We start from the raw sequence: 15,612 nt of genomic DNA, 5'->3' as shown, positions 1-15,612 counted from the left end.
GACATAAACATGGATATTCGCAAGATAAAGAAATTAATCGAGTTAGTAGAAGAATCTGGCATTGCTGAGCTGGAAATCACCGAAGGTGAGGAGTCAGTGCGTATTCATCGAGGTGGCGCTCAAGCTGCACCGATGCCAATGCAATACGCTGTTGCACCACAAGCGCCCGTTGCCACGGCTGCACCTGTCGCGCCAGCGGCACCAGCAGCGAGCGAAGAAGCAACAGAAATCAGTGGACACTTAGTACGCTCGCCGATGGTAGGCACGTTCTACCGCGCTTCTTCTCCTACCGCGAAATCTTATGTTGAAGAAGGTGACACGGTAACGGTAGGTCAAACGCTATGCATCGTAGAAGCGATGAAAATGATGAACCAAATCGAAGCAGACAAAGCGGGCGTGGTAAAGAAAGTATTGGTAGATAATGCAGAGCCTGTCGAGTTCGACCAACCTCTTTTTGTTATTGAATAAGCAGGCTTAACGTTATGCTAGATAAAGTGTTAATTGCCAACCGCGGTGAAATTGCCTTACGTATTCTGCGTGCATGTAAAGAATTAGGCATTAAAACCGTAGCGGTTCATTCAACGGCAGATCGCAATCTCAAGCACGTGTTGCTTGCAGATGAGACCATCTGCATAGGAAAAGCGCCAGCAAACGAGAGTTACCTGAATATTCCACGGATCATCGCAGCCGCTGAGGTGACAAACTCAGTAGCCATTCATCCTGGTTACGGCTTTCTAGCGGAAAATGCTGAATTTGCGGAAGCGGTAGAAAAAAGTGGTTTCGTATTTATTGGCCCCAAAGCAGATACCATTACCCTAATGGGTGACAAAGTATCAGCGATTAATGCAATGCGTAAAGCAGGCGTTCCTTGCGTACCGGGCTCTGATGGACCATTAACAGAAGACGAAGAGCGCAATAAAACCATTGCTAAGCGCATTGGCTACCCTATCATTGTTAAAGCCGCCGGCGGCGGTGGTGGTCGCGGAATGCGTGTGGTAAGAAGCGAGGATGAACTCATCAATGCTATCGCCACAACAAAAGCCGAAGCCGGTGCTGCATTCGGCAATGACATGGTATACATGGAAAAATTCCTAGAGAACCCGCGTCACGTTGAAATTCAGGTATTGTCTGATGGTCAAGGCAACGCGATTCACTTGGGTGAGCGTGACTGCTCAATGCAGCGCCGTCACCAAAAGGTTGTGGAAGAAGCGCCAGCACCAGGTATTAATGCCGAAACCCGCGAACGAATTGGCGACCGCTGTCGTAAAGCTTGTATCGAAATTGGCTACCGTGGCGCAGGTACGTTCGAATTTTTGTACGAGAATGGCGAGTTTTATTTCATTGAGATGAACACGCGTATTCAAGTCGAACATCCTGTATCTGAAATGATCACGGGCGTAGATTTGATTAAAGAGCAATTACGTATTGCCGCAGGTCAGCCTCTTGCCATTGAGCAAAAAGACATACAAATTCGTGGCCATGCCATTGAATGTCGAATCAATGCGGAAGATCCTAATACCTTTATTCCTAGCCCAGGCAAAATTAACATGTTTCATCCTCCGGGTGGATTTGGTGTGCGTTGGGAGTCTCACATTTATGCGGGCTATTCTGTGCCGCCTCATTACGATTCAATGATAGGTAAGTTAATTACTTATGGTGAGAACCGCGACGTTGCGATTGCACGTATGCGCCATGCACTTGATGAGCTGGTAGTTGAAGGAATTAAAACAAACATTCCTTTACAGCAACGCATTATGGCAGACGAAAACTTCTTTAACGGTGGCACGAATATCCATTACTTAGAGAAGAAGCTAGGTATTGCAAAATAAGTATTCTTATCGTGTAACTAAAGCGGCTTCGGCCGCTTTTTTTGTGCTTTGCATCTGCCGCTTGTCTATTGATTCAAATTAGCGGGCTGAACTAACACGTATTTATTCTTCAGCCACTCATATTTTTCTGAGCTCATAAATTGGCGCAAGGCAACATCAAAAGCAATTTTTAACTCAGTACTTCGAAAGCCCGCTCGGTAAGGATTTGGAGGAAAGAGTCGGTGAATATTGATATTGTCACCCATGGGTGTGCCAGCAACATCGGCACTCACATGCAAAAAGATGTTCAAGTCCATCACCACCACGTCAGCATTTCCCAGCAGTAGCATTTCAACCTGCCTGCGTTGCTCTGGAAGCTCCACATAGCGATAGGCTTTTTCTACCGCTTTTCGGTATTCTTCTCCCAACACGCGGTTTGCATCTTGAAAGCCAACAACCGAACGATTAGACAAGTCTTCCAGTCTGGTAATGTGTAAATTGCGCTTTTTTAAACTAATGGCGACATTTTGATACACCACATAAACATCACTGAGCTTTTCTGGCTCAATGCCCAGCCTCTCGTTGAGTGTAAGGGTTACGTCTACCAGGCCTTTACGTAACATGCTGTGTGAACGACCATACGGCACATATATTGGCGTAATGTCGTAGCCAATTGAGGCAAATACAGTACGGATCAAATCAAGTTCATACCCAGTATTGCCGTCAGCAATCACGTACGGAGGCTTTGTCCACCCTACTGCAATATCAACATTTTTATCGAGATTAGGCGACACTGAAAAACTAGCATAAACGCGACTATTTGCAGCAACCGCGACCACCAACAAGACTACATTTATCAATACACTCAAATACTTCACTAAACCCCCCTACTCTGCTGGGAATTAAATCCGCTTGTTTAATGCTGATACGAACTAAGCTTGATATAATCGATTTTTTACCCGTTTAATTCTCATCATGCCTTGGATACAACTTAAAATAAACACGCAGGCGGAACATGCCGAACAAATCGGCGACATGCTCTCAGCCAATGGCGCACAAGCTGTCACCTTCGTAGACGCCAAAGATACCCCTATGTATGAGCCCAAACCCGGTGAGGTCATGCTCTGGCCAGATACACAAGTTGTTGGTCTGTTTGATGCTGAACATGACATGTCAGCGGTTATTAAACGATTAGAACATGCTAGGCTGCTCGGCAAGAACTTTCCACACAAACTCGATCAGCTTGAAGACAAAGATTGGGAGCGTGAATGGATGGAAAACTTCCACCCAATTCAGTGCGGTGACCGTTTGTGGATTTGTCCGAGCTGGCGAGACGTGCCTGACCCTAATGCCGTTAACGTGATGCTTGACCCAGGCCTTGCCTTTGGCACAGGCACTCACCCTACTACATACTTATGCCTTAAGTGGCTAGACGGCCTTGATCTAACTGGCAAAACGGTTGTTGATTTTGGTTGTGGTTCCGGCATTTTAGGCATCGCGGCGCTTAAACTGGGTGCAAAGCGCGTAGTAGGGATTGATATCGACCCACAAGCACTCATAGCAAGCAAAGATAACGCACAACGTAACGGCGTTGCCGATCAGCTAGAGGTATATTTGCCTCAAAACCAACCAGAATTAAAAGCAGATGTTGTGCTGGCGAACATACTTGCAGGGCCATTGCGAGAGCTAAGAAGTGTCATCACTGAGTACTGTGGCGATCGTGCCAAGTTGGCGTTGTCTGGTATTTTGGAGTCACAAGCAAACGAAATTTCAGCGCTTTACCAAGTTGATTTCGAGATGGACTCAGCGGCGGTTGAAGGTGAATGGGCGCGGTTGTCGGGAACCAAGAAGTAACCCCGCTACCGACAGAGGTAACTAATGTTACCTCTAAGCAGGTAATTCCTGTTATTGAAGCGATATTTTTAAAAGTTTTTTTCTTACATTTTAGTTAGTACAAAGATTGGTCATTTTTTATTTTTTTCATATTTAACAATGACTTAATGAGCATCGTTTATTTACCTTATTTAATGTCAAGAGCAAACTGAAAAATAAAGTCAATTTTTGTTTAAATTATGTACTTTTCAAGCGCGTAAAAAAACCGTAATATGTGCGCCCTTTTTGGCTAATTGGACGTTTTTTGCACGATTGAGCGGTACTGAAACAATATGCAGATAGGTCCCTACAAGCTTGACAACAATTTAATGCTTGCCCCAATGGCTGGGGTAACTGACAGACCATTTCGCCAGATGTGCAAACGTCTTGGTGCAGGGTTAGTTGTTTCTGAAATGTTGTCGAGTAATCCAAAGGTGTGGAACACCGACAAATCGCGACAAAGAATGAACCATGCGGGTGAAACTGGCATACGTTCTGTTCAAATTGCGGGTGCGGAACCACAACTCATGGCAGAGGCAGCACAATTTAATGTTGCCAATGGTGCACAGATTATTGATATCAATATGGGGTGCCCAGCCAAAAAGGTGAATAAGAAACTCGCTGGTTCAGCGCTGTTGCAATATCCCGAATTGGTAGAGTCTATCGTTCAGGCTGTTGTTAATGCTGTAGATGTACCCGTAAGTTTAAAAATACGTACAGGTTGGGATCCCGACAATCGTAATGGTGTCGAGATCGCAAAAATCGCTGAGGCAAATGGAATTCAATCGCTGGCGGTTCACGGTCGTACACGTGCTTGTATGTATAAAGGCGAAGCGGAATACAACACGATTCGGGCAATCAAGCAGAATGTGTCTATTCCGGTTGTGGCAAATGGGGATATCACCTCAGCAGTAAAAGCCAAACAAGTGCTCGATTACACTGGCGCAGATGCATTAATGGTAGGACGGGGAGCACAAGGTAACCCTTGGATTTTCCGTGAAATCTTACATTATCTGCAAACTGGTGAAATTCTTCCTCCACCAACGTTGGACGAAGTACGACATGTGCTATTAGAACATGTTGAAAACGTACACGCGTTTTATGGTGCGTTTATGGGTGCGAAAATCGCTCGTAAACACGTAGGGTGGTATTTATCCGAGCATGACAAGGAAAAGCGCTTTCGCGCTGAGTTTAACGCTATCGATGATGCTCAAGCGCAGCTTGAAGCACTTAACGACTATTTTGACCAGATGGCAAAGTGTGCGTAACCCGCCCTTTGCTGATTAGTGATTAATAACCAAAGAGCAAGATGTTTATGTTCGATCAAAATGTGACTTCTCCTTTCACTACAACAGTGACTACACCTTCTCAAACTCAGGCTCAGAAGCCTTTACGTGATTCTGTAAAGCAAGCAGTTAACAAGTATCTTAAGCAACTAGATAACGCTGACATCGATAACTTGTATGAGTTGGTGTTAGCAGAAGTTGAAGCACCACTTCTTGAAGAAATCATGACTTTCACTCGCGGTAACCAAACGCGTGCTTCAATCATGCTAGGTATCAACCGCGGTACACTACGCAAGAAGCTAAAACAGTACGGCATGAACTAATACAGCCTAATATTAAGAAGAGCACCACACGGTGCTCTTTTTGTTTGAGCTGAACCTGACTACTTAGTCAAATAACACCGCCAGTTAACCCCAGTAAAGAGAGAGCTAATGGAAACTGCAAAACCTATCCGCCGAGCCTTACTCAGTGTGTCTGATAAAACCGGTATTGTTGAATTCGCGAAAAATCTGGTCAATCGTGATGTTCATATTTTATCTACCGGTGGTACAGCAAAACTGTTGGCTGAAAATGGTATTGATGTCACTGAAGTATCTGACTACACCGGCCACCCAGAAATCATGGCGGGACGCGTTAAAACCCTTCACCCAAAAGTGCATGGCGGAATTTTAGGCCGCCGTGGCATAGATGAAGCAGTCATGAGCGAACATGATATTGCTGCCATAGACATGGTGGTTGTCAATCTTTACCCCTTTGCTGCAACGGTAGCAAAAGAAGATTGCTCTTTAGACGATGCCATCGAAAATATTGATATTGGTGGCCCGACAATGGTTCGCGCAGCAGCCAAAAATCACAAAGATGTGACGATCATAGTAAATGCAGCAAACTATACACGCGTTATTAACGAAATGGACGCTAACCAAGGTTCTCTCACCCATGCGACACGTTTCGATCTTGCCGTAGCGGCATTCGAGCACACCGCTGAGTATGACGGCATGATTGCCAATTATTTTGGGGCGCGATTAGACGAGCACAATTGTGGTCACGACAGTGAAGAAGATTGCGATCATCACCACAGTGAATTTCCTCGCACATTTAATGCGCAATTCACCAAAAAACAAGATTTACGCTACGGCGAAAACAGCCACCAGAATGCAGCCTTTTATGTAGAGAATGACATTCAGGAAGCATCAGTGTCGACAGCCAAGCAGCTTCAAGGTAAGGCACTGTCTTTCAATAATATCGCAGATACCGACGCGGCACTTGAATGTGTAAAAGAGTTTGCAGAGCCTGCTTGTGTTATCGTAAAGCACGCGAACCCCTGTGGTGTCGCCTTAGGTAGCAACATTCTTGACGCTTACGACCGCGCGTTTAAAACCGACCCTACGTCTGCATTTGGCGGCATCATTGCATTCAACCGAGAGCTGGATGCGGTGACCGCGAAAGAAATTATCGATCGTCAATTTGTAGAAGTCATTATTGCTCCGACGGTGTCAAATGATGCCGCAGCCGTAGTTGCAGAGAAAAAGAATGTGCGTTTATTAGCGTGTGGAGATTGGCAAGGGCAACTCACCGATGGCTTTGACTTTAAACGAGTAAACGGCGGTTTGCTTGTTCAAGAACGCGATTTTGGCATGGTGGAGCTAGAAGATCTAGAAGTGGTATCTGAACGCCAACCCACTGAGAAAGAACTCAACGATCTCTTATTTACCTGGAAAGTTGCAAAGTACGTCAAATCTAACGCTATCGTTTACGCAAAAGACAGCATGACCATTGGCGTTGGCGCAGGGCAAATGAGCCGCGTGTATTCTGCAAAAATTGCGGGGATTAAAGCATCGGATGAAAACCTCGAAGTAAAAGGTTCGGTCATGGCCTCTGATGCATTCTTTCCTTTCCGAGACGGCATAGATGCGGCCGCAGAAGCAGGCATTACTGCGGTAATCCAACCCGGCGGTTCAATGCGTGACGAGGAAGTGATTGCAGCGGCGAATGAACATGGCATTGCTATGGTGTTCACCGGAATGCGTCATTTCAGACACTAAAATAAGATGGAAGGGGCGGCAAACGGGTTGACTGACAATCCGTTTGCTCACCTCTGACTGGTAATTGAGCACAGCCTTCCGTTACACTTTTGTATAGGAAATCCGCATTCAATTAACCAACAAAGGAATACATTATGCGTAACCGCCTTCACACTCTCGCGAAAACAGGCATTGCCTTGAGCTTACTATGTGCCTTAGCCGCGCCAACTGTACTAGCAAAAGATGCAATCAGCGAAGCGGCCAATAGTAGCATTCGTGCTGACAAAGAACGCCTTCGCGATGAATACAGAAATCCGCAGCAAACCCTTCGTTTTTTCGGTATTAAGCCGTCTATGACCGTGGTAGAGATCTCACCGGGCGGTGGCTGGTATTCCAACATCTTAGCGCCATTGCTAAACAACGATGGCAAACTTTACGCAGCACACTTTCACATTACAGAAAACACCAACGACTATTTCAAAAAATCTCGCAACGCCTTTGAAGAAAAAGTCAAAAGCCAAGCTGAATATAAGAATGTTGAAATCACCAGTTTTCACCCTACCGACGCGTTAGACGTTGCACCAGCAGGCTCTGCTGATGCAGTACTTACCTTCAGAAACGTACATAACTGGTACATGCGTCAGGGTGAAGAAGGCGTGCTTAATGCATTTAAAGCCTTTAACAAAGCGTTAAAATCCGGAGGCGTACTTGGCGTAGTGGAACATCGCTTGCCAGAAGGCGCTGACGATGAAATGCAAAAAAAATCAGGCTATATGAAAGAGTCATATGTTGTAAAACTGGCTGAAAAAGCGGGCTTCAAATTGGTGGAATCGAGCGACATCAATGCGAATCCGCTAGATACTGCGAATCATCCAAAAGGCGTATGGACGTTACCTCCTCGTCTTGCACTTGATGATCAAGATAAAGCTAAGTACTTGGCCATTGGTGAAAGTGACCGCATGACCCTTAAATTTGTAAAATCATAATCAGGAAACTTTAAATCTTCATGAACGTTCTGATAATCGGCGGCGGTGGTCGCGAGCACGCATTGGCGTGGAAATCTGCACAATCGGAAAATGTTACTGAGGTATTCGTTGCCCCCGGCAATGCTGGCACCGCAACAGAACCTAAGCTTACGAATGTAGATATCAATGCAGAAGATATTGATGCACTGGTACGTTTTGCTAAAGCGAAAGACATTACACTGACGATTGTCGGGCCTGAAGCCCCGCTTGTAGCGGGCGTGGTTGATCGCTTTGAGTCTGAAGGATTGGCTATTTTTGGCCCATCACAGGCAGCTGCACAGTTAGAAGGCTCGAAAGCATTTACCAAAGATTTTTTAGCGCGCCATCATATTCCTACTGCCGAATATCAGAACTTCACTGACATTGAACCTGCCATTGCCTATGTGCGTGAAAAAGGCGCACCTATCGTGGTCAAAGCAGACGGCTTGGCCGCAGGTAAGGGCGTTATCGTAGCCATGACGCTGCAAGAAGCGGAAGACGCCATTAAAGACATGCTTGCTGGCAATGCCTTCGGTGAAGCAGGTAGCCGCGTTGTAATTGAAGAGTTTTTAGACGGTGAAGAAGCCAGTTTTATCGTCATGGTAGATGGTAAGCACGTTTTACCCTTTGCCACCAGCCAAGACCACAAACGTGCAGGAAATGGCGATACAGGCCCCAACACTGGCGGTATGGGAGCTTATTCACCAGCGCCTGTAGTAACACCAGATATCCATCAGCGTATTTTAGACGAAGTCATCTACCCCACAGTCGAGGGTATGGCTTCCGAAGGCATGCCGTACAAAGGCTTTTTGTATGCTGGATTAATGATTATGTCAGACGGCACACCCAAAGTGATTGAATACAATTGCCGATTTGGCGACCCAGAAACTCAACCGATCATGATGCGCCTTGAGTCGGATTTGGTCGACTTGTGTCAATCTGCTATCAAGGGTGAATTAAACGCAACATCCATCACCTTCACAGACAAAGCCGCTGTCGGTGTTGTGCTTGCCGCAGGCGGTTACCCTGGCAGCTATCCAAAAGGGGATATTATTTCCGGTCTGAATGACGTAAATCCGAGCATTGGAAAAGTATTCCATGCGGGTACTGCATTAGATCCAAGTACAAACAGCGTGGTAACTGCTGGTGGTCGTGTTCTATGCGCCACGGCGTTAGGTAACAGCGTAACAGAGGCCCAAAAAGCTGCGTATGAAATTGCAAAAATGATTGATTGGAATGGCGTGCAATATCGTACAGATATCGCCTATCGTGCCATTGCCAGAGAAACCAATTCATAACACGATTTTTGTTATAAATGGGTAAGTCTATTGATTTACCCATTCCATTAATCGCTTGTAATCTAAGGCTTCGCTTTTCAGCCAAACATCCATCGCACGGGCGATACTGTTTACATCAAACAGCGCATTATGTGCGTGACCTTTCATACTGACCCCCAACTGTTTAGCCAGATCGCCACTGCAATATTGCGCACACGGCAACGCCTCTTTTATCGCCCACGCTTGAACGTTAAGGCACGTCTGAAACATCGGTGGAGTAAGGCCGTAGTAATCACAGTTTTCGAGTAAAATATGATGGTCATTGCCCCAAGACAGGCACGCCAACTGCCCTTGTTCGGCAAAACCATGAAAGGCTGACAGCGCAGAGGCAAAATCGACGCCGAGTTCGTCCACCATGGTTTGTGAAATACCCGTCAGTTCAATAATGTATGGACTTAACTGGGGGTTAATTTGCGGCTTGATAAGTTCATTAAAACTAGACAGTATTTTGATAGGCTGATGAGCAGAAACACCTACTTTAATTGCGGCAATTTGAATCAACTCTTTGTACTCATTGTCGCCCGACCAATTACGATTCTGGGAGCCAGGCCAAGCGGTAAACTCTGTGTCAAATAGCACAAATGTAATCAAGAGTTTGCGTCATCCTCTTTGTTGCACCGGATAATTTGCTCCATCAAAAAGGCGGTATTCAAACCAAATACTATCATGCCATTCACTGCGCTCAACGCACCTAAAATACGCCACTTTTCGTCTAACACTACGTCACCATAGCCCAAGGTGGTAAACGATGAAATAGCGAAATACAGCGCGGGCTCCCAATGGTCAAACGCGTCTATTTTTAAGTAAATTGTCGCCCACCCCCATGTACTTACTGTAATACCGAGCACCAACCACAATACAGAGGCGACCATCACAATAGTAAATTTGACGGGAAAAGGGACCTGAACCGTCCATCCTGTTTGGAATTGAAAAAAACGCGCTAGCATTGCCATAAATACAACCTGAATCACCGTAGTGGTAGTGATGGCTATGGTTCCAATTCCCAGTTGTAAAAGCACGGCTATCCCTTTTTAATATTGCTATAACTACAGTGTAGACAAACATTATCTCACTGTAATAGTTAAGTAAATCACTTAACATGCGCCTAAATATTGATGATGTGAAGTGAATGTCTTCATCTAATGGTAAACTACAAACCTATTTAGCATTATGCGAGTAAACAATGCACTACCGACTTTTACTTGTTTTTATATTAAACGCTTTAGCCTATTGCGCTTGGGCGAAGCCGCCTTTGGAACTATATTGGGAAGATCTGGTGCCGAAAAACTATGTCGCGCCAGAAACAGCGATTGTACATGATGGCTCAATGACCCAGCCCAATTTAGACGCGCCTGTGGTAAAGAAACACGATGGCAAGTTGGTGCGCATTCCCGGCTTTGTGGTTCCGCTGGAAGGGAGTGCAACCGAAACCAAGGAATTCTTACTGGTACCGTATTTCGGCGCATGTATCCATGTTCCGCCTCCACCGCCAAACCAGATAGTTTATGTGAAGTTTTCTGAAGGTGTGCCGATAGACAACCTATACGATGCAATCTGGGTTGAGGGGACATTATCAACCAAAGGTTGGTCTGGCGACATCGCGACGGTCGGTTACACGCTAGAAGGCATCAAAATTGAACCCTTCGAGGGGTAAAAGGCTTAAATATATCTAGTCTAAGGATTTTTCTTGGTTTCTTATATTTTTGTCTATACTCCTTTAAGTGTCTTCAAGGACTAAAAACACAATAAAAACCGATGGCTTTTATTAGGCAGTATACACAGGTGACTAGATGAATTTCTTACAACGCATGTCAATCGCACAAAAGTTGTTTCTAATTCCCATTATCGCAACGGTGAGTTTCATCATCTATTTGGCGATAACGACGATAACGGCGCTAAACAACGCAGATTTGCTTGATGATGCAAAAGACGTACAGTTTCCCGCCCTTCAAGAAACCAGCTCTGCTTTAGTGACGCTAGAAAAAGTACGAGACACGCTATCTAGCGCCGTTACGACTGGCGACGAAGAATCACTCTCGAAAGCGAAAACGCAGGCAGGCCAAGTGCGTGAATCTCTTAACAGTCTCAAGTCGATCAATCCATCATTATCGGCAGAAGCCAATTCTATTTTGAGTGATTTTGAGGCGTATTTTCAGCTCGCCTACAGCGTCTCAGAATCTATGGTTAATAACACGGCTGATTTTTCTAAACTGGGCGAACTCTCTACTAATATGAATGAGACCTATGACAACACCGTCAAGGCGCTTTCTAAGTTCAGAGCGGATCGGTTGGATAATTTTGAGCAATCTATTTCTGACGCCAACACAGCAGCGCAGTCACTAGTCAGTATTGGTGTAATAATGGCAGTGGTCTCTACCGCAATTTTATTTGCCTTTGCTTATCCGATTGTACGCGGTATCAAAGACAGTATTGATAAAGTCGTGGTATCACTGAAAGACATTGCCCAAGAAGATGGCGATCTTACTGTGCGTATTCAGACAAAAAGCGAAGACGAAATTGGCGATCTTGTGCATTGGTTCAATGAGTTCATGGCAAAACTACAAGGTGTTGTAAAAGACATTGTCAATTCATCGCTGCCGCTAAATGAACTAGCGCAGAACCTCAATCAGCTCACTGACGATACGAACAAAACCATTGATGTTCAACAACGCTCTGCAACTGAAGCAAAATCTGCAGTAGACGAAATGACTCACAGTGTGTCTGAGGTTGCAGCCAGCGCCGCTGAAGCAGCACGCGCTGCCGGCGATGCATCGCATGCAGCCAGCGATGGTCAATCTGTGGTAAACCGCACCGTTCAAAGTATTCAACAATTAGCCACAAATGTAGAAGAAACTGCTGAAGTTATTCGCAAGCTCGAATCTGATTCAAATCAGGTCGGTGTGGTGCTGGATGTGATTAAAGGTATTGCGGAACAAACTAACTTACTTGCGCTAAATGCGGCAATTGAGGCTGCACGTGCAGGTGAGCAAGGCCGCGGGTTCGCTGTAGTAGCCGACGAAGTACGTACTTTGGCTTCGCGTACCCAGCAGTCTACAGAAGAAATTCAAAGCACCATTGAGCAACTGCAAAATGCAGCGCGCTCTGCCGTTGGCGTCATGGCTAAAGGCACAGAACAAGCAACAACCAGCGTAGAAACAGCCAATAAAGCGGGCGAGAGCTTAAATGCGATTAATGAAACCATTACGAAAATTACTGCGATGAATGATCAAATTGCAGATTCTACGGGTGAGCAACAAAAAGTCGCTGATACTATCAGCATCAATGTGGATGAAATTTACAATCGCACCTCTGATACCGCAGACAGCTCTAGTCGATTAGCAAAAGTGAGCTCTGAGCTTGCACAATTAGCGGCGCATTTGGGTCGAATTACTAAGCAATTTAAAGTGTAGGCCATTTCCACCATTCATTTGATGTCATACGAAAGCCAGCTCTGATCTTATGATCAAGGCTGGCACTCGCTTTCAGTATAAGAACAAGTAATCTTATTACTTCAAAGCCAGTTCATTCACAGAATAATGTGAGTTTGAACAAGCATTTAAATTCGCGAAATTCAGAATCCCTTCCATACTTTCTTTAGTCTCTGTTAAACCAAGATTTACACATTGCGTTTAACAGCTTTTAGCACTTCCGCGAGACGGTATCTTACTGAGTAAAATCCGGAGAACACACTATGTTTAAAACGCTACAAAGCATCATGTTGTTGATGCTTATGCTCTCTTTCACTGCGCAAGCACAAAAAGTCGCTTATCTTGGGCAGGTTTTGCACTTTACTGGCGATCCAAGCCAAGCAACTAATCCTCAAGATGCATACCAGTATTTTGAAAAGGGCGCGCTGATTGTTGATAAAGGCAAGGTGGTTAAAGTAGGTATTGCATCAGAGCTTGATGCGCTCATCAAGCAGAGTAAAGTGATAGATTATAAAGACAAGCTCATCATTCCTGGCTTTATAGACACCCACATTCACTACCCTCAAACTGAAATGATTGCCGCATTTGGCGAACAGTTATTAGACTGGCTTAAAAAGTATACGTTTCCCGCGGAGAAGCAATTTTCTGATAAGGCGTATGCAAAAGACGTATCGGACATATTCTTGCATCAACTTTTAAGCAATGGCACCACCACTGCGTTAGTATTTGGCACTGTCCACCCAGAATCTGTCGATGCCTTATTCTCACAGGCTAAATCTCTCGACATGCGCCTTATTGCAGGCAAAGTGATGATGGATAGAAACGCGCCCGATTATTTACTCGATACGGCTAAAAGCAGCTACGACGAGACGAAAGCGTTGATTCAAAAATGGCACAACAAAGACCGACTTTTGTATGCGATTACACCTCGTTTTGCGCCAACATCCACCCCCGAACAACTGACGGCTGCAGGTCAACTCAAAGAGGAGTTTCCTGATACATGGGTGCATACTCACCTTTCAGAAAACAAAGGCGAGATTGAATGGGTAAAGTCTCTATTTCCCGATAGAAAAAGCTACACCGACGTATACGATTTTTATAAGTTAACCAGCGATAAGTCTATTTTTGCTCACAGCATCCACCTTGATGACGACGAAGTAGCAACGCTGGCTTCAACAGGATCGTCCATCGCTTTTTGCCCCACATCGAACCTGTTTCTTGGCAGTGGGTTATTTAAATTGAGCACCATGAAAGAAGCTGGTGTGCGTGTGGGCCTTGGCACAGACGTGGGAGCGGGAACCAGTTTTTCCATGCTAGAAACACTTAACGAAGCCTACAAGATTATTCAGTTACAAAACCAAAAGTTGTCAGCGTTTGAAGGGTTTTATCTCGCCACGTTAGGCGGCGCTAAGTCGCTCAGCCTAGACCAATACATTGGCAATTTTGAAACCGGAAAAGAAGCTGATTTTGTCGTAATCGATTGGGGCGGCACGCCCTTTCAGGCATATCGCCAATCCAAAACTACGTCACTGCATGAAAAGTTATTTGTGTTAATGACGATTGGTGACGACAGAAACATTCACGCAACCTACGTTATGGGTAAGAAACAGTTTGAGCAAGGTATGGCTCACCCTGCAACGAAAAGTCTATAGTTGAATATGGGGCGGGCTTAGCAAGTAGCCCGCTCCAATGGCGCTTCTTTCACTCACAACTGCATAACGATTCGATAGGATCGTTATTAACCGGCTGGCGGTGTGTAAATTTTCTCCGCTGGATTAAACAGAATCCAAGAAGTAAGAATGTACTTATCGTTCGAGACGGGAATATTGCCTCGATGGGTATGGGTAAAATACGCTGGCGCGATCACCATTCTTCCGGCTTTAGGCTCGACTTTCTTATTTTGGTAGTAAAACTCTGTCTCGCCCCCCTCATCAACATCATTTAGGTAAAACATAAATAAGAAAATGCGATGTAAGGCATCAGCTGGTCCAGACTGAGGGTACACTTCTGAGTGCCAATAAGGGTATCCGCCTTTGCCGACTTCATACTTTTGGGCATTGATTTCGCCGATGCGAAATAGTAATTGAACTAAAGCATTTAGGCGTGGTTTACCCACTTCTTCAAAATTCTCATGCGTGAGTTTAACCGGTTGGCCCGTTTCAGGATGCTGGACGGTCAAGCCAATCGGCCCGATTAACGCAAAATGGTATTTTTCAAAGTACTTCATGACATTTTCAGTCACATGAGGCAGGACTTTTTGAAACAGTTGGCTAAACTCAGGGTGACGTGAAATCGACACATCGGTGCTGCGTTTTTTATCAGTATCAACTCCACCGCCTGTCATGCCTGGTGCAAGATGATCACTTTTATTAAATACATTAATAAACTCCTGACACAATTCAGGGCTTAGCACATCATCAATCACTTCAACAAAATCACTCATGCGCGTTGCTCCAGTTTATGGGCTTGAAGTTCTGCCCGAACCTCGTCAGAAATTGGTTGTGAAGACTGAGATTGATAATCAAAATGCACCATCGTGGTTAACCCTGTGGCGCATTTTTCACCTTGTTGCCATACCTCTTGGTGAACATCGAACGACGCACCACCAATGCGGCTGATATAAGTACGCACCTCAACAGCATGGCCGTAAAAGATTTGTTTGTGAAAATCGACTTTATAGCTGGCTAAAATCAAAGACCACCGCGTTAAATCAAGCGAGGGATTAAAAATACGAAAAATCGGCTCTCTGGCACTTTCGAACCAACCTACCAATACCGTATTGCTCACGTGTGCCAAGGCATCAGTTTCATAAAACCTGACATCATACTCCTGTGAAAACATGCTGCTCCTCCGAGG

The 15,612-nt window shown here is 45.2% G+C and carries 16 protein-coding genes; 11 read left to right on the top strand and 5 right to left on the bottom strand.

Features of this window, described 5'->3' with window-relative positions:
* Positions 1–9: 9 nt before the first annotated feature.
* Positions 10–468, top strand: coding sequence for an acetyl-CoA carboxylase biotin carboxyl carrier protein (gene accB / locus OE749_RS16410; protein ID WP_263713564.1), 459 nt, complete (start codon positions 10–12; stop codon positions 466–468).
* Positions 469–482: 14 nt separating this feature from the next.
* A complete protein-coding gene (accC, locus tag OE749_RS16405) occupies positions 483–1,829 on the top strand; it encodes an acetyl-CoA carboxylase biotin carboxylase subunit (RefSeq protein ID WP_263713563.1) in 1,347 nt (448 codons plus the stop codon).
* Between the two features lie 65 nt (positions 1,830–1,894).
* Here accC and OE749_RS16400 read toward each other — a convergent pair whose 3' ends face one another.
* Complete coding sequence (locus OE749_RS16400) at positions 1,895–2,686, bottom strand: substrate-binding periplasmic protein (protein WP_263713562.1); 792 nt, start codon at positions 2,684–2,686, stop codon at positions 1,895–1,897.
* Between the two features lie 97 nt (positions 2,687–2,783).
* Here OE749_RS16400 and prmA point away from each other — a divergent pair, with 97 nt between their 5' ends.
* The 6 genes from prmA to purD all read left to right on the top strand — a co-directional run bounded on the left by prmA (position 2,784) and on the right by purD (position 9,289).
* Complete coding sequence (prmA, locus tag OE749_RS16395; protein ID WP_263713561.1) at positions 2,784–3,662, top strand: 50S ribosomal protein L11 methyltransferase; 879 nt, start codon at positions 2,784–2,786, stop codon at positions 3,660–3,662.
* 311 nt (positions 3,663–3,973) lie between these two features.
* On the top strand, positions 3,974–4,948 hold the full coding sequence (dusB, locus tag OE749_RS16390) for a tRNA dihydrouridine synthase DusB (protein WP_263713560.1): 975 nt from the start codon (positions 3,974–3,976) through the stop codon (positions 4,946–4,948).
* A 47-nt stretch (positions 4,949–4,995) separates the two neighbouring features.
* Entirely contained in the window at positions 4,996–5,289 is a 294-nt protein-coding gene (gene fis / locus OE749_RS16385) for a DNA-binding transcriptional regulator Fis (RefSeq protein WP_263713559.1), read from the top strand.
* A 108-nt stretch (positions 5,290–5,397) separates the two neighbouring features.
* Positions 5,398–7,008: a bifunctional phosphoribosylaminoimidazolecarboxamide formyltransferase/IMP cyclohydrolase gene (purH, locus tag OE749_RS16380; protein ID WP_263713558.1), complete on the top strand. Its 1,611-nt coding sequence runs from the start codon at positions 5,398–5,400 to the stop codon at positions 7,006–7,008.
* Positions 7,009–7,142: 134 nt separating this feature from the next.
* Positions 7,143–7,973, top strand: coding sequence for a class I SAM-dependent methyltransferase (locus OE749_RS16375; RefSeq protein WP_263713557.1), 831 nt, complete (start codon positions 7,143–7,145; stop codon positions 7,971–7,973).
* 20 nt (positions 7,974–7,993) lie between these two features.
* On the top strand, positions 7,994–9,289 hold the full coding sequence (gene purD, locus OE749_RS16370) for a phosphoribosylamine--glycine ligase (RefSeq protein ID WP_263713556.1): 1,296 nt from the start codon (positions 7,994–7,996) through the stop codon (positions 9,287–9,289).
* Between the two features lie 27 nt (positions 9,290–9,316).
* Here the strand turns inward: purD and OE749_RS16365 are convergent, their stop codons facing one another.
* Both OE749_RS16365 and OE749_RS16360 read right to left on the bottom strand, forming a co-directional pair.
* Positions 9,317–9,919: a 3'-5' exonuclease gene (locus tag OE749_RS16365; protein ID WP_263713555.1), complete on the bottom strand. Its 603-nt coding sequence runs from the start codon at positions 9,917–9,919 to the stop codon at positions 9,317–9,319.
* Positions 9,916–10,347, bottom strand: a complete 432-nt coding sequence (locus OE749_RS16360) for a potassium channel family protein (RefSeq protein ID WP_263713554.1) — start codon at positions 10,345–10,347, stop codon at positions 9,916–9,918. The genes OE749_RS16365 and OE749_RS16360 overlap by 4 nt, the downstream gene beginning before the upstream one ends.
* Positions 10,348–10,511: 164 nt before the next feature.
* On the opposite strand from OE749_RS16360, the gene OE749_RS16355 reads away from it, so the two are divergent.
* The 3 genes from OE749_RS16355 (at position 10,512) to guaD (ending at position 14,408) form a co-directional block, all read left to right on the top strand.
* Entirely contained in the window at positions 10,512–10,982 is a 471-nt protein-coding gene (locus OE749_RS16355; RefSeq protein ID WP_263713553.1) for a DUF3299 domain-containing protein, read from the top strand.
* Between the two features lie 136 nt (positions 10,983–11,118).
* Complete coding sequence (locus OE749_RS16350) at positions 11,119–12,738, top strand: methyl-accepting chemotaxis protein (RefSeq protein ID WP_263713552.1); 1,620 nt, start codon at positions 11,119–11,121, stop codon at positions 12,736–12,738.
* A 320-nt stretch (positions 12,739–13,058) separates the two neighbouring features.
* Positions 13,059–14,408 (top strand): guanine deaminase, encoded by a 1,350-nt coding sequence (gene guaD, locus OE749_RS16345; protein ID WP_404828199.1) that lies wholly within the window; start codon positions 13,059–13,061, stop codon positions 14,406–14,408.
* A gap of 86 nt (positions 14,409–14,494) precedes the next feature.
* On the opposite strand, the gene OE749_RS16340 is transcribed toward guaD, so the two are convergent.
* On the bottom strand, positions 14,495–15,199 hold the full coding sequence (locus OE749_RS16340; RefSeq protein WP_263713550.1) for a 2OG-Fe(II) oxygenase: 705 nt from the start codon (positions 15,197–15,199) through the stop codon (positions 14,495–14,497).
* A complete protein-coding gene (locus tag OE749_RS16335; RefSeq protein WP_263713549.1) occupies positions 15,196–15,597 on the bottom strand; it encodes an acyl-CoA thioesterase in 402 nt (133 codons plus the stop codon). The genes OE749_RS16340 and OE749_RS16335 overlap by 4 nt, the downstream gene beginning before the upstream one ends.
* Between the last annotated feature and the right edge of the window lie 15 nt (positions 15,598–15,612).

This window comes from Fluctibacter corallii, from assembly GCF_025751585.1.
GTDB classification, from domain to species: Bacteria; Pseudomonadota; Gammaproteobacteria; order Enterobacterales; family Alteromonadaceae; genus Fluctibacter_A; species Fluctibacter_A corallii.
This window is presented reverse-complemented; position numbering and strand designations above follow the sequence as displayed.